Source organism: Nocardioides turkmenicus (assembly GCF_011045035.1).
Lineage (GTDB): Bacteria > Actinomycetota > Actinomycetes > Propionibacteriales > Nocardioidaceae > Nocardioides > Nocardioides turkmenicus.
This window is the reverse complement of the sequence record NZ_JAALAA010000028.1, coordinates 32,505-57,424: the sequence shown is the minus strand read 5'-3', so window position 1 is coordinate 57,424 and position 24,920 is coordinate 32,505. Positions and strand designations below refer to the sequence as shown.

Annotated in this window: 26 protein-coding genes and 1 tRNA gene; 14 read left to right on the top strand and 13 right to left on the bottom strand. The window is 69.4% G+C overall.

What is annotated here, in order from left to right; translation table 11 throughout:
* Positions 1-327: toxin-antitoxin system HicB family antitoxin (locus G5C66_RS23530; protein ID WP_165113715.1), on the top strand; the 327-nt coding region annotated here is incomplete at its 5' end.
* 73 nt (positions 328-400) lie between these two features.
* Positions 401-1,162 carry a DUF4097 family beta strand repeat-containing protein gene (locus G5C66_RS23525; RefSeq protein WP_165113713.1) on the top strand — a complete coding sequence of 254 codons (762 nt, stop codon included), beginning with the start codon at positions 401-403 and terminating at the stop codon, positions 1,160-1,162.
* 10 nt (positions 1,163-1,172) lie between these two features.
* Here G5C66_RS23525 and G5C66_RS23520 read toward each other — a convergent pair whose 3' ends face one another.
* The 9 genes from G5C66_RS23520 to dcd all read right to left on the bottom strand — a co-directional run bounded on the left by G5C66_RS23520 (position 1,173) and on the right by dcd (position 9,444).
* On the bottom strand, positions 1,173-1,439 hold the full coding sequence (locus G5C66_RS23520; protein ID WP_165113711.1) for a hypothetical protein: 267 nt from the start codon (positions 1,437-1,439) through the stop codon (positions 1,173-1,175).
* Between the two features lie 10 nt (positions 1,440-1,449).
* A complete protein-coding gene (locus G5C66_RS23515) occupies positions 1,450-3,180 on the bottom strand; it encodes a sodium:solute symporter family protein (protein WP_206444490.1) in 1,731 nt (576 codons plus the stop codon).
* A gap of 84 nt (positions 3,181-3,264) precedes the next feature.
* Positions 3,265-4,191 (bottom strand): siderophore-interacting protein, encoded by a 927-nt coding sequence (locus G5C66_RS23510; protein ID WP_165113707.1) that lies wholly within the window; start codon positions 4,189-4,191, stop codon positions 3,265-3,267.
* Between the two features lies 1 nt (position 4,192).
* A complete protein-coding gene (locus G5C66_RS23505; protein WP_165113705.1) occupies positions 4,193-5,008 on the bottom strand; it encodes an ATP-binding cassette domain-containing protein in 816 nt (271 codons plus the stop codon).
* Positions 5,008-6,048, bottom strand: coding sequence for an iron chelate uptake ABC transporter family permease subunit (locus G5C66_RS23500; protein WP_165113703.1), 1,041 nt, complete (start codon positions 6,046-6,048; stop codon positions 5,008-5,010). The genes G5C66_RS23505 and G5C66_RS23500 overlap by 1 nt, the downstream gene beginning before the upstream one ends.
* The gene (locus tag G5C66_RS23495) at positions 6,045-7,076 is read right to left on the bottom strand and encodes a FecCD family ABC transporter permease (protein WP_338144294.1); all 1,032 of its coding nucleotides are present in this window, start codon (positions 7,074-7,076) and stop codon (positions 6,045-6,047) included. Before G5C66_RS23495 ends, G5C66_RS23500 begins: the two co-directional genes overlap by 4 nt.
* A 7-nt stretch (positions 7,077-7,083) precedes the next feature.
* Positions 7,084-8,142, bottom strand: a complete 1,059-nt coding sequence (locus G5C66_RS23490) for an ABC transporter substrate-binding protein (RefSeq protein WP_165113701.1) — start codon at positions 8,140-8,142, stop codon at positions 7,084-7,086.
* Between the two features lie 93 nt (positions 8,143-8,235).
* The gene (locus G5C66_RS23485; protein WP_165113699.1) at positions 8,236-8,838 is read right to left on the bottom strand and encodes a DNA-3-methyladenine glycosylase I; all 603 of its coding nucleotides are present in this window, start codon (positions 8,836-8,838) and stop codon (positions 8,236-8,238) included.
* Positions 8,839-8,868: 30 nt separating this feature from the next.
* A complete protein-coding gene (dcd, locus tag G5C66_RS23480; protein ID WP_165113696.1) occupies positions 8,869-9,444 on the bottom strand; it encodes a dCTP deaminase in 576 nt (191 codons plus the stop codon).
* A gap of 63 nt (positions 9,445-9,507) precedes the next feature.
* Here dcd and G5C66_RS23475 point away from each other — a divergent pair, with 63 nt between their 5' ends.
* From G5C66_RS23475 to G5C66_RS23455, 5 genes are all read left to right on the top strand, one after another.
* Positions 9,508-10,290 (top strand): SGNH/GDSL hydrolase family protein, encoded by a 783-nt coding sequence (locus G5C66_RS23475; protein WP_165113694.1) that lies wholly within the window; start codon positions 9,508-9,510, stop codon positions 10,288-10,290.
* Between the two features lie 50 nt (positions 10,291-10,340).
* A tRNA-Gly gene (locus tag G5C66_RS23470) sits at positions 10,341-10,416 on the top strand.
* A 158-nt stretch (positions 10,417-10,574) separates the two neighbouring features.
* Entirely contained in the window at positions 10,575-11,951 is a 1,377-nt protein-coding gene (locus G5C66_RS23465; RefSeq protein WP_165113692.1) for a class-II fumarase/aspartase family protein, read from the top strand.
* 56 nt (positions 11,952-12,007) lie between these two features.
* Complete coding sequence (locus G5C66_RS23460; protein ID WP_338144293.1) at positions 12,008-12,619, top strand: DUF2461 domain-containing protein; 612 nt, start codon at positions 12,008-12,010, stop codon at positions 12,617-12,619.
* A gap of 42 nt (positions 12,620-12,661) precedes the next feature.
* Positions 12,662-13,699, top strand: coding sequence for a calcium-binding protein (locus tag G5C66_RS23455; RefSeq protein WP_165113688.1), 1,038 nt, complete (start codon positions 12,662-12,664; stop codon positions 13,697-13,699).
* A gap of 83 nt (positions 13,700-13,782) precedes the next feature.
* On the opposite strand, the gene G5C66_RS23450 is transcribed toward G5C66_RS23455, so the two are convergent.
* Entirely contained in the window at positions 13,783-14,235 is a 453-nt protein-coding gene (locus tag G5C66_RS23450) for a nuclear transport factor 2 family protein (protein WP_165113687.1), read from the bottom strand.
* A gap of 198 nt (positions 14,236-14,433) precedes the next feature.
* On the opposite strand from G5C66_RS23450, the gene G5C66_RS23445 reads away from it, so the two are divergent.
* Complete coding sequence (locus G5C66_RS23445; protein ID WP_165113685.1) at positions 14,434-16,287, top strand: acyl-CoA dehydrogenase C-terminal domain-containing protein; 1,854 nt, start codon at positions 14,434-14,436, stop codon at positions 16,285-16,287.
* Positions 16,288-16,359: 72 nt separating this feature from the next.
* Here the strand turns inward: G5C66_RS23445 and G5C66_RS23440 are convergent, their stop codons facing one another.
* Entirely contained in the window at positions 16,360-17,235 is an 876-nt protein-coding gene (locus G5C66_RS23440) for a LysR family transcriptional regulator (protein ID WP_165113683.1), read from the bottom strand.
* Between the two features lie 82 nt (positions 17,236-17,317).
* Here G5C66_RS23440 and G5C66_RS23435 point away from each other — a divergent pair, with 82 nt between their 5' ends.
* Both G5C66_RS23435 and G5C66_RS23430 read left to right on the top strand, forming a co-directional pair.
* Positions 17,318-18,538 (top strand): MFS transporter, encoded by a 1,221-nt coding sequence (locus G5C66_RS23435; RefSeq protein WP_241248795.1) that lies wholly within the window; start codon positions 17,318-17,320, stop codon positions 18,536-18,538.
* Between the two features lie 89 nt (positions 18,539-18,627).
* Complete coding sequence (locus G5C66_RS23430) at positions 18,628-18,984, top strand: DUF6458 family protein (RefSeq protein ID WP_165113679.1); 357 nt, start codon at positions 18,628-18,630, stop codon at positions 18,982-18,984.
* On the opposite strand, the gene G5C66_RS23425 is transcribed toward G5C66_RS23430, so the two are convergent.
* Positions 18,963-19,877 (bottom strand): ArgP/LysG family DNA-binding transcriptional regulator, encoded by a 915-nt coding sequence (locus G5C66_RS23425; RefSeq protein WP_165113677.1) that lies wholly within the window; start codon positions 19,875-19,877, stop codon positions 18,963-18,965. The two genes, G5C66_RS23430 and G5C66_RS23425, sit on opposite strands and share 22 nt — an antisense overlap.
* Positions 19,878-19,951: 74 nt before the next feature.
* Between G5C66_RS23425 and G5C66_RS23420 the strand changes: the two genes are divergently transcribed.
* From G5C66_RS23420 to G5C66_RS23410, 3 genes are all read left to right on the top strand, one after another.
* Positions 19,952-20,560: a LysE family transporter gene (locus tag G5C66_RS23420; RefSeq protein WP_165113675.1), complete on the top strand. Its 609-nt coding sequence runs from the start codon at positions 19,952-19,954 to the stop codon at positions 20,558-20,560.
* 74 nt (positions 20,561-20,634) lie between these two features.
* Positions 20,635-21,576, top strand: coding sequence for an oxidoreductase (locus tag G5C66_RS23415; protein WP_165113672.1), 942 nt, complete (start codon positions 20,635-20,637; stop codon positions 21,574-21,576).
* Between the two features lie 70 nt (positions 21,577-21,646).
* Entirely contained in the window at positions 21,647-22,459 is an 813-nt protein-coding gene (locus G5C66_RS23410) for a hypothetical protein (RefSeq protein WP_165113670.1), read from the top strand.
* Here the strand turns inward: G5C66_RS23410 and G5C66_RS23405 are convergent.
* Positions 22,441-23,232, bottom strand: a complete 792-nt coding sequence (locus tag G5C66_RS23405; protein WP_165113668.1) for a crotonase/enoyl-CoA hydratase family protein — start codon at positions 23,230-23,232, stop codon at positions 22,441-22,443. The genes G5C66_RS23410 and G5C66_RS23405 overlap by 19 nt on opposite strands.
* 38 nt (positions 23,233-23,270) lie before the next feature.
* Here G5C66_RS23405 and pgm point away from each other — a divergent pair, with 38 nt between their 5' ends.
* Positions 23,271-24,920, top strand: a complete 1,650-nt coding sequence (pgm, locus tag G5C66_RS23400; protein WP_165113665.1) for a phosphoglucomutase (alpha-D-glucose-1,6-bisphosphate-dependent) — start codon at positions 23,271-23,273, stop codon at positions 24,918-24,920.

Below are 24,920 nucleotides of genomic sequence, written 5' to 3'. Positions count from 1 at the left end.
ACCCCTCCCACGCCTCCGGCACCGCCCGCTCCCCCCGCTCCCCCGGCGGCGTCGGAACCCGAGGGCGACGACGCGCTCGCCCGGGTGACCCTCCGCATCCCGGAGTCGCTCAAGGCGAAGGCAGAGGAAGCGGCGGCCGAAGCCGGCCAGTCGCTCAACACCTGGCTCGTCGGCGCGGTGCGTGCGGCGACCCGCGAGAACGCGGTCAACGTCGACGTCGACCTCTCCGCGATCCCCCACATCGTCAACGAGGCGATGAGCAGCCTCGATCCGTTCCGCGGCACCAACCGCGGCAGGTCCGACCGCCGGATGACCGGCTGGCTCTGACCTGACTCACGACGCACCAACGGACGGCCGCCCGGCCGCTCCGGTAGATCAGCACACCCTGAGGAGCAGCACGATGAGCACGTACACCTTCATGTCCACCGCCCCGGCCAAGCTGTTCGTGGAGTTCGGCAAGGGCAACCTCGAGGTCCAGGCGACCGACACCGACGAGACGATCGTCGAGATCGACGGCGACGACGCCGAGAGTCTCGTCGTCGAGCAGAACGGCGACACGATCAACATCGTCGACCCGCACAAGGGCCCGTTCAGCCGCTCGCGCCGCTATGACATCAGCGTGACGGTCCCGGCCCGCAGCCAGCTGCGCGCCCGCACCGGAAGCGCCGACATCGCCACCCAGGGCGTCCTCCGAGCGGCCTGGCTGCAGACCGGCTCGGGCGGCGTACGCATCGACCGGGTCGTCGAGGAGTTCCAGGTCGAGTCCGGTTCGGGAGACATCGAGGCCGACACCCTCGACGGCCGCGCCTCGATCAAGTCCGGATCCGGTGACATCCGGATCGGTACGGCCCACGACCTGCACACCAAGACCGGTGCCGGCAGCGTGGAGATCGACGAGGTCGAGGGCGACGTGAGCCACTCGACCGGCGCGGGCGACTTCGCGATCCACTCGGTCAGCGCGGGGCGGATCTCGGTGAAGGGCGCCTCCTCCGACGTACGCATCGGGATCCCGAACGGCACCCCGGTGTGGACCGACATCAACACAGTGACCGGCCGGTGCTCCAGCACTGTCGAGAGCGCTGGCGCACCGGCCGCGGGTGAGCCCTACGTCGAGCTCCGGACCACCACCGTCAGTGGTGACATCACGTTGATCGGAATCTGAGCCCTGGGAGCTACTCCTCCTCGTGGGAGCCCGGGGCGTCCGGCACGACCGGCCGGAGGACGCCCCAGGCGATGAAGGCGGCGCCGATGACGAGCAGGATGATGCCCGCCCAGAGGTTGGCGTTGGGCCCGCCGGTCTTCTCGACCTCGGGGTCGGCGAAGAGGCCCATCAGCAGCAGGATGATGCCGTAGACCGCGAGCAGGGCCCCGATCACGTTGCGGATGTCGAAGAGCGACAGCAGCGTCGCCAGGAACCCCTTGTTGGTGTCGGTGGACATCTCAGCCTCCTCAGAAGATCACGTTCAGGATGATGACCAGGACCAGCGCGACACCCGCCAGAGGCACCGGACGCTCGAACCACGGACGGCCGGCGTCCTCGGCGTCGACCAGGTCCTCCTTCGGGGTCTCGGAGTAGACCAGACCCTTCAGGGAGCCTTCCGGCTTCGGCGCGGTCACCAGCGAGACGATCACGCTGACGACGATGTCGACCACGAAGGCGGCACCGGCGGCCACGAACGAGGCGCCCTGGCCGGAGAGCGGCAGGACGCCGACGGAGAGTCCGCCGAGGGTGCCCTCGGCGAGGATGCCGACGAGCACCGCGGCCAGGGTGCCGGAGACCAGACCGGTCCAACCGGCCGTCGCGGTCATCCGCTTCCAGAACATACCCAGGATGAACGTCGCGAAGAGTGGCGCGTTGAAGAACCCGAACAGGGTCTGCAGGTAGTCCATGATGTTGGAGAAGTTGGACGCCAGCACGGCGGTGAAGATCGCGATGGCGGTCGCCGCGACGGTCGCCCAGCGACCGAGCTTCACGTAGAAGTCGTCGGGGCGGTCCTTGATGATGTACTCCTGGATGATGTCGAAGGACACCACCGTGTTGAACGCGGAGACGTTGGCCGCCATACCGGCCATGAACGCGGCCAGCAGACCGGTGATCGCCAGGCCGAGCAGACCGTTGGGCAACACCTCCGCCATCAGGTAGAGCAGCGAGTCGTTGTAGGTCACGCCCTCACCGGAGGCGCCGCCGGGCACCGCCTCCCCTGCCTTCGTACGCGCGATCTCGGTGACCAGGACCGCCGCGATCATGCCGGGGAAGATGGTGATGAACGGGACGAACATCTTCGGGAAGGCACCGATGATGGGCGTCTTCCGCGCAGCCGAGATCGAGTCGGCGGCCATCGCGCGCTGGACCTCGACGAAGTTGGTCGTCCAGTAGCCGAAGGAGAGCACGAAGCCCAGGCCGAACACGATGCCGACGACCGAGAGGAAGTCGGAGTTGAAGCCGGTCAGCGCGGCACCCGGCCAGGAGTTGAGCTGGTCGGCCGCCGGGGCGATGGTGTCGGGGTTGGCGGCCGCGGCCTTCTCGATCTTCGAGGTCAGGCCGTCCCAGCCGCCGACCCGGTGGAGACCGAGGATGGTCAGCGGCAGCAGCGCGGCGACGATCACGAAGAACTGCAGGACCTCGTTGTAGATCGCGGCCTTCAGACCGCCGAGGGTGATGTAGGACAGCACGATCACCGCGGCCACGATCAGCGCCAGCCACAGCGGCCAGCCGAGCAGCGCGTGCACGATCGAGCCGAGCAGGTAGAGGTTGATACCGGCGATGAGCAGCTGAGCGATCGCGAACGAGAGTGCGTTGACCAGGTGAGCTCCGGTGCCGAAACGGCGCTTCATGAACTCGGGGACCGAGCGCACCTTCGAGCCGTAGTAGAAGGGCATCATCACGACGCCCAGGAACAGCATCGCCGGGATCGCACCGATCCAGAAGTAGTGGACGGTGGGAAGCCCGAGCTGTGCCCCCGTTGCCGACATACCCATGATCTCGACCGCACCGAGGTTCGCCGAGATGAAGGCGAGTCCGGTGACCCACGCGGGCAGGGACCTGCCCGAGAGGAAGAAGTCCACCGAGTTCGACATGCCGCGGCTGGCCAGGAAGCCGATGCCGAGAACGAACGCGAAGTAGATCGCGATGAGGAGATAGTCGACCGCGTTGGCCTGGATCAGGGTGTCCGCGGCCAGGATGCTTGCTTGCATTCCGAGACCCTTCTATTTGATTGGGCGCACCCAAACTTAACCACGCGTACGCATCGAAACCGCGCGGGGTCACCCCTTCATCGACACGCCTTCGCGCCAGTAGCCCATGAAAGCGACCTGCTTGCGGGGCATCTCGAGCTCGTTGACCAGGTGACGGCGAAGTGCGGTGACCATCCGCGACTCGCCGGCGATCCACGCATAGCGCCCGTCCTCGCCGCTGTCGGCGGTGCTCGCGGAGCCGATCTCGGCGGTGACCTCCTCGCCGGAGGACGAGTAGATCGGGGTCTCCCACAGGTCCGGGTCCTCGACCTCGACCGAGGTGACGTCCTCGGGCTTCGCCTCGAAGCCGAGCAGGCCGCCGACGGCAGCCAGGGCCGGGCCACCCACGGGCGCGCCCTCGCGCGGCAGCCAGGTGACCTTCAGCCCCTCGGGCGCGGCCACCTCCTGTACGTCACCGGCGACCGGCACCTCGAGGAAGACCGACCCGGTGGCGTCCGCCGGTAGGGACTCGATGATCGAGACCACCGCCGGGACGGCGGTCTCGTCGCCGACCAGGAGCAGCCGGGTCGCGTCGCCGGGGAGCCACTCGATCCCGCCGTACGGCTCGCCGAGCTTGGGGCCCGCGACCAGGATCTCGTCACCCGGCTGGGCCGCGCCGGCCCAGTCGGAGCCGGGACCGTGCGCTCCGGGGTGCAGCACGAAGTCGACGTACAGACGCTTCTCGATGCCGTCCCCCTCGATCGAGCGGATCGTGTAGGTGCGCATCCGCGGGCGCTCGTCGTCGGGGAGGGCGAGCCACTCGGCGTACCAGTCCTCGCCCGAGAGCTCGGGCAGCGCGACACCCGGCGCGGGAGGGAAGAAGAGCTTGATGCGCTGGTCGAGTGTCGGGCCGTCGTTGCCGAAGTCGGCCAGGTCGTCGCCGACCAGCTCGATCCGGGCGAAGGACGGCGAGAGGCGCTCGACGGAGCGCACCGAGACGCGGGCGAGGATGGGCATGTCAGGCTCCTTGTGCGTGGGGGTGAGCTGAGGGTCGGTGGTGACGTCCGATGGGGACGACCAGCGGTGTGCCCGAGACGGGGTCGTGGATGACCTGGCACTCCAGCCCGAAGACCTGCTCGACCCGGTCGGCGGTCACCACCTCGGCGGGCGTGCCGGTGGCGGCGACCTTGCCGCCGCTCATCGCGATCAGATGGTCGGCGTAGCGAGCCGCCAGGTTGAGGTCGTGGAGCACCATCACGACGGTGGTCCCCCGGGTCTCACGGAGGCCGTGCAGGAGATCGAGCAGGTCGACCTGGTGGGCGACGTCGAGGAAGGTGGTCGGCTCGTCGAGGAGCAGCAGGTCCGTCTGCTGGGCGAGCGCCATCGCCACCCAGACCCGCTGCCGCTGACCGCCGGAGAGCTCGTCGACGACACGGTCGGCGAGGTCGAGCGTGTCGGTCAGCTCGAGCGCCTCGGCGACGGCCGCGTCGTCCTCGGCCGACCAGCGCTGCAGCGCGTTGCGGTGGGGCTGGCGTCCGCGGCCGACCAGGTCGACGACGGTGATGCCCTCAGGGGCGACCGGCGACTGCGGCATCAGGCCGAGGGTCTTGGCGACCGCACGGGTGGGCTGCTTGTGGACCGCCTTGCCGTCGAGCACGACCTGCCCCGAGATCGGCTTCAGCAGGCGCGCCATCCCGCGCAGCAGGGTCGACTTGCCGCAGCCGTTGGCGCCGACGATGACCGTGGTGAGGCCGTCGGGGATCTCGAGCGAGACCTCGTCGACGACCGGCTCCGCGCCGTAGCCGAGGCTCACACTCTCCGCAGCGAGTCTCATCAAGCCTTCCTTCCAGCCCGCCCAGCGGCGAGCAACCAGAGCAGGAACGGCGCCCCGAACGCACCGGTGACGACGCCTACCGGGAAGGAGACGCCAGGAACCGCATAGTCGGCGATGTAGTCGCCCGCCACCATCACGATGGCGCCGACGAGCGCGGCGCCGACCAGGGTCGTACGCCCGCCGTTGAGCGCCCGCGAGATCGGCCCGGCTACGAACGCGACGAAGGCGACCGGCCCGGCGGCGGCGACACCGAGGGCGGTGAGCAGGACGGCGAGCAGGAGCAGCAGGTCCGTACGCCGCCGGCTGACGCCCAGCCCGGTGGCCACGTCCGGACCGAGTTGGAGGATCTGGGCGGAGCGGGCCGTCCAGGCCAGCGCCGGGACGAGCACGACCAGGAAACCCAGCAGGGTCCAGATGGTCGGCCAGGTGACGCCGTTGAGCGCGCCGGTCAGCCAGCGCAGCACGAGCAGGGCGTCGAACTCGTTGGCACGGGTGAAGAGGTAGTGGACGACCGCGGTCATCGCGGCCGCGGCGGTGACACCGACGAGGACGAGCCGATAGCTGCCGTCGGAGCCGGCGACGAGCCGGACCGCCACGGCGATGGCGATCGCGCCGACGATCGCGGCGATGCTCAGGGCCAGCCCCTGCAGGTCGAGCACGACGATCGCGAAGACCGCCGACGCGCTCGCGCCGAGCGAGACGCCGACGATGTCGGGGCTGGCGAGCGGGTTGCGCAGGGTGCTCTGGAAGACCGCGCCGGCGCTGCCGAACGCGACCCCGACGAGCACGCCGAGGATCGCCCGGGGCAGCTTCTCCGACATCAGCAGGAAGGTCGCGCCCGGGATCTCGGCCCCGCCGAGGATGCGGAAGAAGTCGGGCACGGTGATGATGAAGTTGCCGAGCAGCACCCGGGCGACGAAGGCTCCGAAGAGGGCGACGGACAGACCCACGACCAGGTAGGCGTGGTGCCGTCGCGGGGCCCGTCGGGCCCTGCGTACGACATCGACGGGCCGGGTGGGTCCGGAGAGAGTTGTGCTCACAGTCCGGCCATCCGTCCACGTCGCAGGAACCACACGAAGGCAGGTACGCCGACGACGGCCGTCATGATGCCGACCTGCACCTCGGTGGGCGGCAGCACCACCCGGCCGAGCGCGTCGGCGATGGCGGTGAGCGCGGCCCCGCCGGCGATCGAGAGCGGCAGCACCAGGGTGTAGCTCGGACCGACGAGGGCGCGGACGGCGTGCGGGACGACCAGGCCGACGAAGGCGACCGGGCCGACCAGCGCGGTGGCGGTGCCGCTGAGCAGCACCACGGCGATACCGACGAACACCCGGTCCAGGCCGGTGCGGCGACCGAGCCCCTTGGCGAGGTCGTCGCCGAGCGCGAGCGCGTCCAGGACCCGGGCACCCAGCAGCGCCATCACGGCGCCCACGACGAGGAACGGAGCGCAGACCGCGAGGTCACCCCAGTCGCTGCCGATGGTGCCGACCTGCCACTGCCGGAAGACCTCCAGGCCCTTGTGGTCCATCAACAGGATGCCGCTGGTCCAGCTGGTCAGCGCCGCGGTCAGCGCCGCGCCGGCCAGCACCAGCTTGGCGGGGGTGGCGCCGTCACGGCCGATCGCGGCGATGCCGTGCACGACGATCGCGGCCAGGGCGGAGCCGATGAAGGCGGCCCACAGCAGCGAGTCGAGGCCGGTGGCCCCGACGTACACCAGGGCTACGACGACCGCGAAGGCCGCACCGGCATTGAGGCCGAGCAGCCCGGGGTCGGCCAGCGGGTTGCGGGTGAGTCCCTGCAGGCAGGCGCCGCCGAGCGCGAGCGCGCCGCCGACGGCGAAGGCGATGGCGGTGCGCGCGATCCGGTTCTCCAGGATGGCGTGCCCGAAGCTGCCGTCGTCGAGGAGCGCGGTGGGCGGAGCCCACTCGGCACCGAGCAGGACCGAGGCGACGGCCGCGACCAGCAGCGCCGCCAGGATCAGCCCGACGCCGGGCAGCCGCCGGCCCCGGACGACCGCGGCGGCAGGTGCTGCCGGGTCGGCCGGGGCGAGTGGCGTACGAATGGTCACGCGGGCATCACTTCGCCGCGGTGACGTTGACCTTCCCGCCGTCGACCGCCTCGGCGATCGAGGGAACGAGCTCGTCGACGAAGTAAGGGATCGACAGGGTGCTCGCGGCGGAGAAGGTCAGGGAGAGCGGCTGGTCGGTGATGTCCAGGTAGTGGCCGTTCTTGATCGCGGGGATCTGGCTGAGCAGCTTGTCCTTCTGCAGGGCCTCGAAGCTGCCCTCGGTGTAGCCGAGGTTGATCAGCACCTCCGACTCCAGCTCGGGAGCCTTCTCCGCGGAGACGTCGGTGTAGAACTGACCCTTCGGCACGAGCTTGTCGGCGACCGGGGCCAGCTCCATGCCGAGCTGGGTGAGCATCTGCGGGCGGGCGTCACCGGCACCGTAGAGGCCGATGGTGCCGAGCTTGGAGTTGTCCTGGACACCGGTGACCAGGTAGCTGGCGCCGACGATCTGCGGGTGGTCCTTCTGGGCCTGCGCGATCTTGTCCTCGGTCTCCTTCTTGACCTCCTCGGCCAGGGTGACCCGGCCGGTGGCCTTGCCGATCATCTCGAGCGAGTCCTGCCAGGAGGTCAGCCACGGGTCACCGGGGAAGGCGACGGTCGGGGCGATCTCGCTGAGCTTCTTGTAGTCGGCCTCGGTGATGCCTGAGTTGGTGGCCAGGATCAGGTCGGGCGCCGCCTTGCTGATCTCGGTGAACGGGATGCTGGTGTCGGCGTTGTAGCGCACGGGCTGCTTGCCGCCGACCTCCTTCAGCTCCGCGTCGAACCAGTCGGTCGACTGCTGGTCGTTGCCGCCCCAGGTGATCGCCTGGGCAGCGACCGGGACGACGCCCAGCGACAGCGCCACGTCGTGGTCCGACCAGCCGATGGTGGCGACGTTGGTCGGCTCCTCGGTGATCTCGGTGCTGCCGTAGGCGTGCTCGACGGTCACGGGGAAGGCGCCCTTGTCTGCCTTCGAAGCGGAGTCTGCGGAGCTGTCCGCGGAGTCGGTCGCGCCTGTGCTGCACGCAGCCAGGCCGGTGGCAGCGAGCACGAGGCTCGCTGCGATGAGTACAGATCGACGGATCACGGGGGAACCACCTCGGGTTAGGCAATGCTTAGTTAGGACAGCCTAAACACATCTGGGCTCCACGGAAGGATCGGCCCCCGCACTGTGGACAGGTCAGGGCCTGACGAACGCCGCCCGTTCGGCCTCGACCCGCTCCCGGATCACGCAGTCGAGCGAGTGGTCGTTGATGATCCCCATCGACTGCATGAACGCGTACATCGTCGTCGGCCCGACGAACTTCCAGCCACGCTTCTTGAGGTTCTTCGACAGGCTCACCGAGGCGGGCGAGGTGGCCACCACCTCCGGCACCTGCAGCGGCTCGGGCTCGAAGTCCCAGACGTACGCCGCCAGGGACCCGCGCTCCTCGACGAGCTCGACCGCGCGGCGGGCGTTGTTGATCGCCGCCTCGATCTTGCCGCGGTGGCGGATGATCCGCGCGTCCCGCAGGAGGCGCTCGACGTCGCCCTCGTCGAACTCGGCGACCTTGTGGAAGTCGAACCCCTCGAAGACCTCGCGGAACGCGGGCCGCTTGTTGAGGATCGTGCGCCACGACAGCCCGCTCTGGAACCCTTCCAGGCAGATCTTCTCGAAGAGCCGCACGTCACCACCGGCCGGAAATCCCCACTCGGTGTCGTGATAGTCCAAGAACTCCGGCGCCCCTCCGGCCCACGCGCATCGCGTCTGACCGTCGGGCGCCAGGAACGGTGTCTCACTCATCCACCCGACCCTAGCGGCGACCACCGACAGTCAGATCTTGGTGCGGTGGAAGCTCTGGAAGCTGCGCGAGGCGGTCGGGCCACGCTGACCCTGGTAGCGGCTGCCGTATTTCTCGCTGCCGTAGGGGTTCTGCGCGGGCGAGGTGAGCCGGAAGAAGCAGTACTGACCGATCTTCATGCCCGGGTAGAGCTTGATCGGCAGCGTCGCGACGTTGGCCAGCTCGAGCGTGACGTGACCGGAGAAGCCGGGGTCGACGAAGCCGGCCGTGGCGTGGGTGAGCAGCCCGAGCCGCCCCAGCGAGCTCTTGCCCTCCACGCGCGCGGCGATGTCTTCGGGCAGGGTCACCGTCTCGTACGTCGACCCGAGCACGAACTCGCCCGGGTGCAGGATGAACGGCTCGTCACCCTCGGTCTCGATCTGCCGGGTGAGCTCGGACTGGTCCACGGCGGGGTCGATCGTGGCGTACTTGTGGTTGTCGAAGACCCGGAAGAACCGGTCCAGACGTACGTCTACGGAGGACGGCTGCAGCATCGACTCGTCCCAGGGGTCGATGACGATCCGGCCGTCGTGGATCTCGGTCAGGATGTCCTTGTCGCTCAGCAGCACGGGGCAAATCTAGCCCAGCCCGGGCCTGACGCGACCGTCGCTGCGTGCGGTTGAATCTGAGGCATGGCACTGGATGCGCTGATCCCCGGCGGCTATCGCCGGTACGTCGCGCTGGGCGACTCGTTCACCGAGGGCGTCGGCGACACCGATGCGCGCCGTCCGAACGGCGTACGCGGCTGGGCCGATCGGGTCGCCGAGGTGATGGGCGAGCGGACGCCTGAGTTCGGCTACGCCAACCTCGCCGTGCGTGGACGCGGGATCGACCGCATCGTCAAGGAGCAGGTGGCGCCGGCGATCGCGCTCGAGCCCGACGTGGTGACGATCTACGGCGGCTCGGTCGACCTGATGTGGCCACACGTGAACATCGACGAGCTGCTCGCGACCTACGAGTCCGCGATCGGCGACCTGGTCGAGACGGGCGCGAAGGTGCTGGTCTTCACCGCGTACGGCGCCCGGGCGACGACCGTCGGGCGGCTGATGCGCGGTCGCTTCGCGGTCTACAACGAGGCCGTCCGCGAGATCGCGCAGCGCCGCGGAGCCACGCTGGTCGACTTCTGGCGGATGACCGAGTACGACGACGCGGGCTACTGGGACGGCCACGGCTTCCTCGGCGCACCCGGCCACCAGCTGATGGCGATCAAGGTGCTCGACACCCTCGGCGTTCGTCACCACCTGCCCACCCCGAAGCCGCTGGTCGTCATCGAGGAGCCGAGCGCGGGTGGCGCGATCCGCGAGGTCCGGCGGCTCGCAGCCCGGGCACTCCCCTGGGCCGTACGCCGCATGATCCGTGGCCCGGTCGGCGACGGGCTGTCGGCGCGTTATCCCCGGTTGACGCGACTTTCCTGAACCGGTTTCACACCTGACTGGGAGTGTGCGGTAACATCCTGGTCGCACCTGCGGACGTAGCTCAGTTGGTAGAGCGCAACCTTCCCAAGGTTGATGTCGCGAGTTCGAGCCTCGTCGTCCGCTCCACAGATCCAGGTCGTGCCGTTTGGCACGACCTGTTTCGGTTCACTTGCACGATCCAAGTGATACGGCACACGATCGCGGGTGTTCGCGCTTTGGGTCCATTAAGATTGGGTTTCAGTTTTCCAATCTCTGTGTGAACGACGCGTAAAGGATCTCTCGACATGCCCGCGGGCTCGAGCACCCGATTCACCGACGGACGAGTCCCCGACCACGGCATCGGAGACCTGTTCACCTACGAGGCACGCCTCCAGGCACGACTCGACGTCGAGGCAGCGCTCGCCGAGGCCGAGGCGGCCGTCAAGGTGATCCCCGCAGAGGCCGGCGAGGCGATCGCCGAGGCCGCCGACCTGGACAAGCTCGACCTGGACCGCATCGAGAAGGCCACGGCGGAGCACAGCCACCCGCTGACCCCGTTGGTCGAGGAGCTCTCCCGGGTCGTCGGCAAGAAGCACGGCGGCTGGGTCCACTGGGGCGCCACCACGCAGAACATCACCCAGACCGCCGACCTGATCCTGATGCGCCAGGCGCACGACAAGATCCTCGACCTGCTCGGCGACCTGCTCCGCTCGCTGTCGAAGGTCGCCGAGGCCGGCGCCGAGGTGCCGATGCCGGGACGTACGCACTCCCAGCACGCCGTCCCGATCACCTTCGGCTTCAAGGTCGCCATCTGGATCGACGAGATCGCCGCGCACGTCGACCGGCTCCGCTCCGTCGAGGACCGTGTCTTCCGTCTGCTCATGGGCGGCGCCGCCGGCACCATGGCCTCCTTCGGCTCCCACGCCCGCGCCATCGAGACCGAGACCGCCTCCCGGCTCGACATGGGCTCGATGCCGGTGCCGTCGCGCGCGATCAACGACGGCATGGTCGAGTGGGTCTCGATCCTCGGCCTCCTCGGCGGCACCGCCGGCAAGATCGGCAAGGACGTCTACTCGATGATGCAGCCCGAGTTCGGCGAGGCCTTCGAGCCGATCCCCGAGGGCACCATCGGCTCCTCGACGATGCCCCACAAGCGCAACCCGCAGCTGACCTTGGACGTGATCACCGCCGCCACCCAGCTGCGCGGGCTCGTCGCTCCGGCGATGGAGTCGATGCTCCACGACCACGAGGCCAACGGCGCCATGACCGGCATCCTCGAGGACGCCGTCGCCCAGGCCTCGCATCTCGCCGGCGACGTCCTGGCCCGGCTCGTGGTCATCTTCACCGGCCTGACGTTCGACGAGGAGCGGATGCGCGCCAACCTGGCCCTCTCCGGCGGCCTCATCGGCTCCGAGTCCCTGATGCTCGAGCTCGGTGAGCGCATCGGCCGCCAGGTCGCCCACGACGTCGTCTTCGAGCTCGCCCAGCGCTCCGCGGTCGAGGAGCTCGACTTCGCCTCGCTGCTCGCCGCCTCCCCCGAGGTCTCCGCCCACTTCACCCGCGCCGAGATCGCCGACCTGCTCGACCCCTGCCGCCACCTCGGCGAGTCCGCCAACATCGCCCGCGCCATGGCGGAGCACGCGCGCCGGGTCGCGGACACCATCCAGATCCCCGCCGCCTGAGGCCGGCGTTGCACGGACGTCGATAGGCTGCGTACGTGGCTTTCGAAGGTTTTCCCGTGGCAGCGCTCGATTTCTACGACGACCTCGAGATCGACAACACGAAGTCGTTCTGGGAAGCCCACAAGCACATCTACAAGGAGTCGGTCCACGCGCCGATGAAGGCGCTCACCGACGAGCTCGCCGAGGAGTTCGGCAGCGCCAAGATCTTCCGGCCCTACCGCGACGTACGTTTCTCGAAGGACAAGCTCCCCTACAAGACCCACCAGGGAGCCTTCGTAGCCGTCGCGCCGCAGACCGGCTACTACGTCGAGGTCTCGCCCCGCGGCATCCGCACCGGCGGCGGCTGCTACTGGTTCGAGCCGCCCCGGCTGGCCGCCTTCCGCGACGCCATCGTCCACGACCACTACGGCGCCGACCTGGAGAAGCGCCTCGCGGTCGCGGAGAAGAAGGGCTACGAGGTCACCGGCGACCGGCTCAAGACCGCCCCGCGCGGCTTCGACAAGAACCACCCCAAGATCGAGCTCCTCCGCCACAAGTCGATCCACCTCGGCCGCACGATCGGCTTCGAGCCGGTCATCCACACCTCCGACCTCGTCGGTGAGGTGAAGAAGGACTGGCGGGCCGTACGCCCCCTCGTCGAGTGGATCGCCGAGCACGCGATCGCCTAATTGCCCGCGCGCGGCGGCGCCATACCCACTACGGTGCGCGCCGTGCGTACCACTCTGTCTCTAGCAGGCGCAGCATCGCTCCTGATCATCCCCGGCTTCGTGCTGCTGACCAGCTCGAGCAGTGTAGCCGTGACCGGCTGCATCGACAGGCCGGTCACCGTCGACCTGAACAAGGGAGAGAAGCGGACTGATCCGGCTGTCCGCGATGTCATCCTCGGCACTCCCGGCGCCGACTCGATCGCCGCCGACTCCAACGACGTCGTCTGCGGTGGCTCCGGAGACGACCGGATCCGCGGCGGAAGTCGCGTGCTCGCCGGCCCCGGGAACGACGAGATCCGGGGCAGCATCTGGGCCAACGGGGAGTCAGGCAACGACACGCTCCACGGGACGTCCGGCAACGACGAGCTCACCGGCAGCACGGGTGCCGACGTCATCTATGGCGGTATCGGGAGCGACACACTCGCTGGGCACTACATCTCCGGCACGTTCGACTCCACGGCGGGAACCGACAGCGGTGACCGTCTCTACGGCGGCAGCGGTCGGGACTTCCTCTCCGGTCAAGGGGGCAACGACCTCCTCTACGGCGAGGACGACTCAGACGCGCTGAACGGCAACAGCGGCAACGACCGGCTGTGGGGCTCCGCGGGAGACGACACCCTCCGAGGCGGAATCGGGGATGACCAGATCTACGCCAGCTACGGCGCCGACGTCGTCGTCGGCGACAGCGGCGCCGACCTCATCTACGGCAACGCCGGGCGGGACAGCCTTCACGGCATGTCAGGGAACGACCGGATCTACGGCGGTTCGGGTCGCGACTGGCTCAAGGGCTTCGATGGTGCCGACTACCTGGCCGCAGGCGCCGACGGCGACTCGCTCGTCGGCGGAGACGGCCGTGATCGCCTTCTCGGGGGCGGCGGCGACGATCGGCTCAACGGCGGCCCGCTCGCCGATGTCGTACACGGTGAGTCCGGCGCAGATCAGTGCGCGTCCGAACCCGGCGCAGGCGTGACGTACTCCTGCCTGGCTACGCGCCACCTGCCGACCGGGCCGCCGAGCGGCGGCACCTACTGGACCCCCTGACCGGGACCACACGAGATAGTCCGAGACGTTCGGGCCCATTACCAGTCGGTAGGTGGGCCCGAACGTCTCGGACTATCTGGCGCTCATGCTGAGGTGAAGCTCGCCATGGTGCGCTCGGGCTCCCAGAAGGCCTTCATGGACTTGATGCGGCCCTCGTCGTTGACGGTGTAGACCATGATCAGGTCGGTGGTGGTGTAGCTGCCGTCAGGGAACGACGTCTTGATCCGGCCGATGTTGGCGCAGGTGTTGCCGCCGGGGTTGGCGAAGGAGTCGTTGATCTCGAACTCGAACTTGTGCACCGAGGCGATCGCCTTCTCCCAGAACGCCTTGAGTCCCTCGTGACCGTGGTGGCCCTTGCCCTCCGGGTCGAACATCGACGGCCCGACGGGGTCCTCGAGCACACAGTCCTCGGCGTAGATCGTGAGCCATTCGTCGAGGTCACCCTTGGCGACGGCGGCGTAGGAGCGCTGCCCGGCCGTACGTGCGGGGTGTTCGTCGTCGGGGGCGTTCCAGGTGATGGCGTCGGAGGAGATCATGCGGCAGATCGTACGCCGAAACTGAAACGTGTTCTACCGATCTCTGCTAGCAGATGTGAGCAAGGCCCCTACTTGCGAGTAGCCCCGGGCTTGCCACCCCTTGAGGGCGAGCCTATTCTTAATGTTACCCGCCAGTAGTGCGTGCCATCCGGCGCTCCCGCAACTGGTACATCCGACAAAGGTTATGAAGGTGGATCAGTGAGCCACTACAAGAGCAATCTCCGCGACATCGAGTTCAACCTGTTCGAGGTCAACGGCACCGACAAGCTGCTCGGCACCGGCCCTTACGGCGAGCTCGACCTGGACACCGCGAAGGAGATCCTCGCTGAGGTCGACCGGATCAGCCGCGAGGACCTCGCGGAGTCGTTCGTCGACTCCGACCGCAACCCGCCGGTCTTCGACCCGAAGACCAACACCGCCCCCGTCCCGGCTTCGTTCAAGAAGTCGTACGACGCGTGGATGGAGTCGGGCTTCTGGAGCCTGCAGACCCCCGAGGAGATCGGCGGCCAGGCGGCCCCGAACTCGCTGGTCTGGGCGACCGCTGAGCTGCTCCTGGGCGCCAACCCGGCGATCTGGATGTACGGCGCCGGCCCGTTCTTCTCGAAGGTCGTCTACGAGAACGGCAACGACCGCGACAAGCGCATCGCCGAGATCATGGTCGAGCGCCTGTGGGGCTCCACCATGGTGCTGACCGAGCCCGACGCGGGCTCCGACGTCGGCGCCGGCAAGACCTACGCCACCCCCAACGAGGACGGCTCCTGGAACATCACCGGCGTGAAGCGCTTCATCACGAGCGCCGAGTCGGACCTGCAGGAGAACATCATGCACCTCGTCCTCGCTCGCCCGAAGGGTGTCGAGGGCATCGGTGGCCCGGGCACCAAGGGCCTCTCCCTCTTCCTCGTGCCGAAGTACCACTTCGACCACGAGACCGGTGAGCTCACCGGCGAGCGCAACGGCGCGTACGTCACCAACGTCGAGCACAAGATGGGCATCAAGGTGTCCAACACCTGCGAGCTCACCTTCGGCGACCCGCAGGTCGGCGGCGGCGAGCCCGCCAAGGGCTGGCTGCTCGGCGAGGTGCACGACGGCATCCGCCAGATGTTCGACGTCATCGAGAACGCTCGCATGATGGTCGGCACCAAGGCGATCGCGACGCTGTCCACCGGCTACCTGAACGCGCTGGAGTACGCCAAGACCCGTGTCCAGGGCGCTGACCTGACCAACGCCGCCAAGGACGCCCCGCGCGTCACGATCACCCACCACCCCGACGTTCGCCGCTCGCTGCTGGTGCAGAAGTCGTTCGCCGAGGGCATGCGCGCGCTGGTCTACTACACGACCTCGTGGCAGGAGAAGGTCGTCCTCACCGAGGACGGCTCCGACGAGAACAAGCTGGCCGCCGCGGTCAACGACCTGCTGCTCCCGATCGTCAAGGGCTACGGCTCCGAGCGCGCCTGGACGCTGCTCGGGACCGAGTCGCTGCAGACCTTCGGTGGGTCGGGCTTCCTGCAGGAGTACCCGATCGAGCAGTACGTCCGCGACGCCAAGATCGACTCGATCTACGAGGGCACCACGGCGATCCAGGGCCAGGACTTCTTCTTCCGCAAGATCGTGAAGAACCAGGGCGCTGCGCTCGGCCACGTCGCCGGCGAGATCCAGGCGTTCCTCGACAACGAGGGCTCCGCCGAGCTCAAGGAGTCGCGTGCCCTGCTCGCGACCGCGCTCGAGGACGTCAACGCGATCGTCGGCCACATGTTCAACGACCTGATGGCCTCCCAGGAGGAGATCACCAACATCTACAAGGTCGCCCAGAACACCTCGCGCCTGCTGCTCGCCGTCGGCGATGTCGTGGTCGCGTGGCTGCTGCTGCGCCAGGCCGAGGTCGCTCTCGCGGCGCTCGCGGGTGACCCCGGCAAGGACAAGGACTTCTACACCGGCAAGGTCGCCGCCGCGAAGTTCTTCGCCTCCTACAACCTGCCCAAGCTGACCGCTGAGCGGGCCATCGCCGAGGCGATCGACAACTCGATCATGGACCTGCCCGAGTCGGCCTTCTGATCCTCAGGTTCTGACAGCACGTACGCTGCGGCCCGCCCGGTTCTCCGGGCGGGCCGTTTCGTCGTCCGCTGCTCACATCGCGGAGGCCGTGACCGCCTCGGCGAGCCTGGCGGCGGCCGCGGAGATCCGTCTGTTGCTCGCGACGGCGAGCTGGAAGGACCACTCCAGGCCGATCGGGACGGCGATGACGCCGGGATCACCCTCGATCAACGCCCGGGGCACGACCGCGACGCCCAGCCCACGGCAGACGAGGTTGCGCGCGAGCTCGAAGTTCGTGACCTCGGTGCGGACCGTCCGTGGGACGCCGGCAGAGGCGAACGCGGCGTCCACGACCGTACGGTTGCCCCACCCCGTCGGGAAGTCGACCCAGGTCTCCCCGGCGAGATCGGCGGCGGACACCGCACGCGCCCGCGCCAGGCGGTGGCCGGGCGCGCAGATGAAGACCAGCTCGTCGCCGTGGATGCGCGTGAGGGTCAGACCGGGCAGCGAGTCGGCGGCCGTGGAGACCAGGGCGAGATCGAGGGCTCCGGAGCGTACGTCCGCCTCGCTGGTGGCGCTGCCCGCGATGGTCTGGCGCAGGCGAACGGTGATGCCGGGATGACGGGCAGCGAAGCCCTGCAGGACCTCGGCGATGTCCCAGCGCCCGGTGTAGGAGAGCGTGCCGAACAGGACCGTGCCGACCACCTGGCCCCGGGCGCCGGCGACGGCCTCGCGGGCGGCCTCGATGCCGGCGAGCACCTCGCGGGCGCGCGGGAGCAGAGCCTCACCCTCGGCGGTGAGCGCGAGGCGGTGGTAGCCGCGCTCGATCAGCGGCGCCCCCAGACCACGCTCGAGCTGTTTGATGGCGGCGGAGACCGCCGACTGCACCACGCCGACCCGGTCGGCGCCGGCGGTGAAGCTGCCGGTCTCGGCGACGGCGACGAAGTACTCCAGCTGGTGGGGCTGCATGCTCCACACTATCGCAGATGGTGATGTGTACCTTCGACAGGATTCGTTGGAGATGATCCTGTCCATCCACGAGCATAGGGGCATGACGACAATCCAGACCGCGCCCCGAACCGAGCGGCATCACCACCTCCGCGGGTTCTGGTCGGTGGCGTTCCTGTTCGCGGTGACGATGGCCTTCGCGGCCGCGCCGGCGCCGCTCTACGTCTTCTACGTCGACGAACGGGGATGGGGCTCGTTCGTGATCACGGTGGTGTTCGCGACGTACGGCGCGGGGGTGGTGGTCTCGCTCTTCCTCGCCGGCCACCTCTCCGACCGGTTCGGGCGGCGGCGGGTGGTGGCGCCGGCGGTGCTGCTCAACGTGCTCTCTGCGCTGATCTTCCTCTCGACCCACGAGCTCGGCTGGCTGCTGCTGGCGCGGCTGCTGTCCGGGCTCGGCGTCGGGATGCTCACCGCGACGGCGACGGCCCATCTCGCCGAACTGCACCGGCGGAGCCGGCCGGAGGCACCGGCGACGCGAGCCGAGGTGGTCGCGACGGCGGCCAACATCGGCGGGCTGGGCCTCGGTCCGCTGGTCGCCGGTGCACTGGCCGAGTGGGTGCCCCGACCGCTCTACACACCGTACGCGGTGTTCGCGTTCCTCATGGTGATCGGTCTGCTCGCGGTGGTCGCAGCGCCGGAGACGGTCGACACCGACCAGCCGGACTGGACCTACCGGCCGCAGCGGGTGCGGGTGCCGGCCGATGCGCGCGGTGCCTACTTCGCCGCCGGGATGGCGAGCTTCGTGGCGTTCGCGATGTTCGGCTTCTTCACCTCGTTGGTGCCGTCGTTCCTCGCCGACGAGCTCGATCTCCACTCGCACGTGGTCGCGGGCGCGGTCGGGTTCTCGATCTTCGGGGCCGCGGCGCTCTTCCAGGTGCTGGCCGGGCGCTGGCAGCGACGGAGGCTGTACGTCACCGGGCTGGTCGCCCTGACCGCCGGGCTGCTGCTCGTGGTCGGTGCCCTGCTGTCCGGCACGTTCTGGGTGCTGGTCGTCGGGGCCGTCGTCACCGGCGCCGGATCGGGGATGTCGTTCAAGGCGGCGGTCGCGACCGTGATCTCGGTGGCACCGCCGAGCAGCCGCGGCGAGGCACTGGCCGGGCTCTTCCTGATGGCCTATCTGGGGATCACGGTGCCGGTGGTGCTGCTCGGGATCCTGGTGCAGTACGTCGCCACCGACCCGGCGATGCTCACGTTCGGCGCGCTCCTGCTGGTGCTGCTCGGGGTCGCTGCTCGCGGGGTGACCGGGGCGCGGCGTACGGCCTGACCGGTGGGCCGCGATGCAGGGGACGGTATGCACGGCCGAGACAGGTGGGTAGCGTTGAACGCCAGTCTTCTCACGTCTGGAGCTCTGCCATGACCATCGGCCTTGGGATCATCCTGCTGATCCTCGGACTCATCCTGCTCACCGGAGCGGTCGATCTGCCCGACGACATCGCCAACGCCATCGCGACCGAACCGCTGGGCTGGATCCTGACGATCGCCGGCGGCCTCGCGATCGCGATCGGCGTCCTGCTGTCCGTGAACCGCTCGCAGCACACCACTGCCGTCGAGCACCGCCGCTACGATGTCGGGCCCTACCCGAACGAGCCTCAGGGGCCCTACCCCGGCCCGCCTCCGCAGGGCCACTACCCTCCCGCCGGACCTCAGCAGGGCCACTACCCTCCCGGCCAGGGTCCGTCGCAGGGTGGTTATCCGGGCGGTCGGGGCTGACGACCCTGACGTAGCTGGGAGCGGGCTGCGTGGCGTACGGCCTCGCTCAGGTCGTCGAGGGCGATCGAGTCGAGGCGCCAGCGCTGCCAGAAGAGCTGGATGTCGATGGGCTTCGCGCCGGGGAGCGGGATCGTGGTCCTGGACGCGAGGTCGGCCGCCGCCTGCGCGTCGAGGAGCATCCCCCAGCCGAGGCCGCGCCGGATCGCCTCGTGGAAGTCGTGGCTGCTCGGGACCCGGTGGACGACCGGCGGCCGGGTCGCCCCGTGGGCCGCGAGCACCTCGTCCTGAAGGTGGTCCTTCTCGTTGAAGACGATCATCGGCATCGCACTCCAGTCGATGCCACGGCCCTTGCGGTAGCGCTCGACGAGCGCCGGAGTCGCGCCAGGCGTGTAACGGAGCCTTCCCAGCGGCTCGACGGTGCAGCCCTGGACCGGCTTCGGCTCGCTGGTGACGGCCGCGAGCACCTCGCCGCGGCGCAGCGCGTCGGCCGAGTAGCCCTGGTCCTCCACGGTGATCCGCAGCGCGGTCCGGTCCCAGGTCGCGACCTCGTCGAGCACCGGGCGAAACCAGGTCGCCAGGGTGTCCGCGTTGACCACGACCGAGAGGTCGACGACCGTGTCGTCGTCGGCATCGCCTGTCCTCAGCGTCGCCGCCGCCTCGGCGAGCAGCAGGCGGAGCTGTCTGCCTTGGCGGATCAGGGGCTCACCGGCCTCGGTGGGCGTGCAGGGAGTCGTACGCCGCACCAGCACCTGACCGGCCGCACGCTCGAGCGCCCGGATCCGCTGGCTGACGGCGCTCGGGGTGATGTGGAGGCGGCGGGCGGCGGCATCGAAGGTGCCTTCCTCGGCGATCACGACGAGGGTCTCGAGCTGGGTCGGGTCGAGGGCGGGCATGGCTTAAGTGTGACTTATCTTCGGTAAGATTCTTTCGCTGGTCTGTAGATCCTCGGCGCCTTAGCGTCGCTGGTGTGTTCAACGCCAGCCTCGCCGGACTCCTCACCGGGCTCAGTCTCATCGTCGCCATCGGGTCGCAGAACGCGTACGTCCTGCGGCAGGGCATCCTGCGCTCGCACGTCCTCGTCGTGGTGAGCGTGTGCGCGGTCTCCGACCTCGTCCTGATCTGCGCCGGGGTCGGCGGGATGGGCGCTGTCGTCTCGCGTGCGGGCTGGGCGGTGGAGGTGCTGCGCTGGTTCGGGGTGGCGTTCCTCGGCTGGTACGGCATCGCGTCGTTCCGGCGGGCGCTGCGGCCGTCGGGTCTCGATGCCGCTGACGCACCCCGCGAGCCGCTCCCCCGGGTGATCGCCAAGGCTGCCGCCTTCACCTGGCTCAACCCGCATGTCTACATCGACACACTTGTGCTCCACGGGTCGATCGCGGCGACGTACGGATCGGCGCGGTGGGGGTTCGCCATCGGCGGGTGCCTGGCCAGCATCATCTGGTTCGCCGGGCTCGGCTACGGCGCCCGCCTCCTCGGGCCGTTGCTCGCCAGCCGGCGGGCGTGGCAGGTGCTCGACAGCCTCATCGGGTGCACGATGCTCGCCATCGCCGGCGGGCTCGCGCTCGGCGGGCTGGGCTGACAAGGCGGGGCTGACAGGCCGGGGCCAACCGTCAAATGCATCCATTGTGTGGAGTCGCCGCCTAGTGTGGCCGCATGCCGTGGACGACCTCCGACATTCCTGACCTGACCGGCAAGAACGCCGTGGTGACCGGACCGACGCTGGGCGGGATCGGCTATTTCACCGCGCGCGGCCTCGCGGCTGCAGGCGCACGGGTGATCCTGGCAGGGCGGTCCTGGGAGAAGCTCGACGCTGCCGCGGCGGCTCTGGCCGACGAGGTCCCGGGCGCCCGGCTCGACCGGGTCGCCCTCGACCTCTCCTCGCTCCAGGCGGTGCGGGCGGGAGCCGAGGCGATCGCCGCGGCGACCTTCGACGGCGGCGGCCCGCTGCACCTGCTGGTCAACAACGCGGGCGTGATGGCGACACCGCAGTCGCGCACCGTCGACGACCTCGACCTGCAGATGGCGACGAACCACTTCGGGCCGTTCCTGCTGACCGGGCTGTTGCTCGAGCCGCTGGCCGAGAGCGGCGACGCGCGGATCGTGACCGTCTCGAGCATGATGCACAAGCTCGCCCGCAAGGCGCCGCTGGGCTACCCGACGGTGCAGGTCGGGCGTTACTCGCCGTGGACCGTCTACTCCCAGTCGAAGCTGGCCAACCTGCTCTTCACCTTCGAACTGCAGCGGCGCCTGGAGAAGGCGGGGCTGCCGATCGCCGCGTACGCCGCCCACCCGGGGCTCGCCTCCACGCGGCTGATGGCGAACGGCACGTCCCGGAGGCTGATCGCCCCGATCGCCAGCATCAGCGAGGCCGCCGTCCACGCCATGGCGCAGACCCCCGAGGCCGGCGCCTGGCCTGCCCTGATGGCGGCGACCTACCCGGCTCTGGAGCCGGGGACGTACGTCGGTCCGAGCGACGCCTTCGAGGCCCGCGGTGCACCGAAGCCGGTCACCGCGTCGCGGCTCGCGCGCAACCCTGAGGCGGCGCGGGCGCTGTGGGAGCTCTCCGAGCAGACCACCGGTATCGCCTACCCCTGACCAAAGTCTGACCACGGTCGCTACCTCAGGCCGATGCCGTCGTGGTCCCCCGGATCCTAGATTCAGCAGGGTGAGCAAGAAGGTCCAGATCTGGTCGCGCACGATCTCCGGGCACACCCACCGTCTCGAGGTGACCGGCGAGATCGTCCGTACGTTCGTGTGGACCGTCGACGGCGAGGAGGTCCTCACCAAGAAGACCGCCGACGACCGGGCCCGCCTCGAGACCGAGGACCACGGGAGCATGCTCGTGATCCACTCCGGGCTCGGCACCCCGCGCCGCGCGACCTACTTCGCGCCCGGCGAGGACCTGGCCGGGATGGCCGGCATCGGCGGCACGGACCTCACTCCCGAACCGGGGTCACGGGCGGCTGCGTACGAACGTCGGGTGATCGAGCACCCCCGGCGCTATGCGCTGATCGAGACCCTCGGCGGCGCCGCGGGCGTCGTCGGCGGCATCGTCGCCGCGATGGTCGTCGCGTGGATCCTCGCCCGGATCTCGCTGCCGGACATCGACCTCCCACTCCCGAACCTGCCGGACCTCCCCGACCTGCCCCTCCCCGACCTCCCCAGCATCCCGTGGCCGTCGATCCCGTGGCCGGACCTGCCGGACGTACAGGTCCCCGAATGGGTGACGTGGGTCGCCGACCACCTGAAGTACGTCTGGCCCGTCGTCCTCGCCTTCGTCCTGGCCCAGGGCGAGATCAAGCGCCGTCGCAAGCATGCACAAGCCGCCGAGACTGCAGAAGTGGCGGACGAAACCGCAGAAGTGGGCGACGAAACTCGACTTTCGTCACCCACAACTACAGATTCGGCCGCCACAACTGAGGACTCGGCCGCCACAAGTGCGGACTCGGCTGACTTGGGTCAGCGGCGGGGCTTGTAGGTCGGCTTCTCGCGCTTGAAGGCGGCCTCGCGGGCGATCTTGGTGTTCTCGCCGAAGAGGAGGCGGAGCTGCTCGATGCGCTCGCGGGAGAAGGTGCGCTTGATGGGGGCGTACCAGGTGTCGTTGAAGAGGCGCTTGGCGGCGGCGAGCTGGTCCGGGGAGCGCTCGGAGAGGCGGCGGGCGAAGGCGGTCGCGGTCGCGACCGGGTCGGCGGAGAGCTCGGTGACCAGGCCGAGCTCGTAGGCGCGCTCGCCGGAGAACTGCTCGGCCGTCATGGTGAGCTTCTTGGCGGTGTCGATGCCGACGACCTCCGACAGCGACCGGATGCCGGTCATGTCGGGGATGATCCCCCACTTGCCTTCGAGGACCGACCACTGCGAGTCGGGCTCGGCGATGCGGAAGTCGGCGCCGAGGGCGATCTGTACGCCGCCACCGAGGCAGTGGCCGTGGACGGCCGCGATCACCGGGACCGGCAGCCGGCGCCAGGCCCAGACCGACTCCTGGAAGAGGTTGGTGCCGCGGAAGGGCACCGGGATGAACGCGCCCACGATCTTCTTCGGGTCGCGCAGGACGGAGGCGAAGTCGAGGCCGGCGGTGAACGCGTCCCCCTCCCCGGCGATGACCACCGCGCGCAGATCGCGGTTCTTACCGAGCTCCTTGGCGGTGTCGACCAGCTCCTGGAGCAGCTCCAGGGTCAGCGCGTTGAGCTTGTCAGGGCGGTTGAGACGCACCTGGGCGATGCCGTCGTTGATTTCGGTGGTGACGAGGGGCATGAGGAGAACACTACGGGGCAGTAGGCATGATGGGACACATGGCTGACCCACGCGCTGGAACGCTCGCTACGCCCGCCGACCTGGTCGACGTACCTCACCTGGTCGCCTCCTACTACAACCTGCAGCCCGACCCGGAGGATCCGGCCCAGCAGGTCGTCTTCGGCACCTCGGGGCATCGAGGGTCCTCGCTCCGGTCGGCCTTCAACGAGACGCACATCCTGGCCACGACCCAGGCGATCGTCGACTACCGCACCTCCCAGGGCATCGACGGCCCGCTGTTCATCGGGCGCGACACCCACGGCCTCTCCGAGCCCGCGTGGGCGAGCGCGCTGGAGGTGCTGGTAGCCAACGACGTACGCGTCCTGGTGGACGACCGCGACGGCTACACCCCCACGCCGGCGGTCTCGCACGCGATCCTCCGTGCCAACGCCGGGCGACTCTCGGGCCCCGGCCTGGCCGACGGGATCGTCGTGACGCCGTCCCACAACCCGCCCTCCGACGGCGGCTTCAAGTACAACCCGCCCCACGGCGGCCCCGCCGACTCCGACGCCACCAAGGTCATCGCCGCCCGTGCCAACGAGCTGATCCGGGCCGGCCTCGCCGGCGTCAAGCGCGTGCCGTTCGCGGCTGCGAGGCGGAAGGCCGAGGCGTACGACTTCCTGGGCTCCTACGTCGACGACCTGCCCAACGTGGTCGACCTGACCGCCATCCGCGACGCCGGAGTACGGATCGCGGCGGACCCGCTGGGCGGGGCCTCGGTCGCCTACTGGGGCGAGATCGCCGAGCGGCACAAGATCAACCTCAACGTGGTCAACGAGCTGGTCGACCCGACCTGGAGGTTCATGCCGCTGGACTGGGACGGCAAGATCCGGATGGACTGCTCCTCCCCCAGCGCGATGGCCGAGCTGGTGCGCTTCCTGGAGAACACCCCGGAGTTCGACATCGCCACCGGCAACGACGCCGACGCCGACCGCCACGGGATCGTCACCCGGGACGCCGGGCTGATGAACCCAAACCACTTCCTCGCGGTCGCCATCGACCACCTCTTCGGCGGCGCGCGTCCGGACTGGCCGGCGACCGCACGGATCGGCAAGACGCTGGTCTCCTCCTCGATGATCGACCGGGTCGCCGGTGCGATCGAGAAGCCCCTGGTCGAGGTGCCGGTCGGTTTCAAGTGGTTCGTGCCGGGGCTGATCGACGGCTCGTTCGGCTTCGGTGGCGAGGAGTCGGCCGGCGCCTCGTTCCTGCGCTTCGACGGCACCGTGTGGACCACCGACAAGGACGGCATCATCCTGTCGCTGCTCGCCTCCGAGATCCTGGCGCACACCGGGAAGTCGCCCTCGGAGCGCTACGCCGAGCTGGTCGCCGCACACGGCGAGCCGGCGTACGCCCGGATCGACGCCCCCGCCTCGCGCGAGGAGAAGGCGAAGCTCGCGGCCCTCTCCCCCGACGCAGTCACCGCAACGTCCCTGGCCGGTGAGGAGATCACCGCCAAGCTCACCGAGGCGCCCGGCAACGGCGCGGCCATCGGTGGCCTCAAGGTGACCACCGAGTCGGCCTGGTTCGCGGCCCGCCCGTCGGGGACCGAGGACGTCTACAAGATCTACGCCGAGTCCTTCCGCGGACCCGACCACCTGGCCGAGGTGCAGGAGGAGGCCAGGGCGGTCGTCTCGACCGCCCTGGCCTGA

Bases quoted from the DNA above. Each gene is read 5' to 3' on its own strand.
- G5C66_RS23435 (WP_241248795.1), top strand. From the start codon at position 17,318: ATGACGACAATCCAGACCGCGCCCCGAACCGAGCGGCATCACCACCTC.
- G5C66_RS23415 (WP_165113672.1), top strand. From the start codon at position 20,635: ATGCCGTGGACGACCTCCGACATTCCTGACCTGACCGGCAAGAACGCC.
- G5C66_RS23440 (WP_165113683.1), bottom strand. From the start codon at position 17,235: ATGCAGCCCCACCAGCTGGAGTACTTCGTCGCCGTCGCCGAGACCGGC.
- G5C66_RS23475 (WP_165113694.1), top strand. From the start codon at position 9,508: ATGGCACTGGATGCGCTGATCCCCGGCGGCTATCGCCGGTACGTCGCG.
- G5C66_RS23510 (WP_165113707.1), bottom strand. From the start codon at position 4,191: ATGCCCATCCTCGCCCGCGTCTCGGTGCGCTCCGTCGAGCGCCTCTCG.
- G5C66_RS23485 (WP_165113699.1), bottom strand. From the start codon at position 8,838: ATGAGTGAGACACCGTTCCTGGCGCCCGACGGTCAGACGCGATGCGCG.
- G5C66_RS23525 (WP_165113713.1), top strand. From the start codon at position 401: ATGAGCACGTACACCTTCATGTCCACCGCCCCGGCCAAGCTGTTCGTG.
- G5C66_RS23520 (WP_165113711.1), bottom strand. From the start codon at position 1,439: ATGTCCACCGACACCAACAAGGGGTTCCTGGCGACGCTGCTGTCGCTC.
- pgm (WP_165113665.1), top strand. From the start codon at position 23,271: ATGGCTGACCCACGCGCTGGAACGCTCGCTACGCCCGCCGACCTGGTC.
- G5C66_RS23505 (WP_165113705.1), bottom strand. From the start codon at position 5,008: ATGAGACTCGCTGCGGAGAGTGTGAGCCTCGGCTACGGCGCGGAGCCG.
- G5C66_RS23465 (WP_165113692.1), top strand. From the start codon at position 10,575: ATGCCCGCGGGCTCGAGCACCCGATTCACCGACGGACGAGTCCCCGAC.
- G5C66_RS23405 (WP_165113668.1), bottom strand. From the start codon at position 23,232: ATGCCCCTCGTCACCACCGAAATCAACGACGGCATCGCCCAGGTGCGT.
- G5C66_RS23450 (WP_165113687.1), bottom strand. From the start codon at position 14,235: ATGATCTCCTCCGACGCCATCACCTGGAACGCCCCCGACGACGAACAC.
- G5C66_RS23425 (WP_165113677.1), bottom strand. From the start codon at position 19,877: ATGCCCGCCCTCGACCCGACCCAGCTCGAGACCCTCGTCGTGATCGCC.
- G5C66_RS23430 (WP_165113679.1), top strand. From the start codon at position 18,628: ATGACCATCGGCCTTGGGATCATCCTGCTGATCCTCGGACTCATCCTG.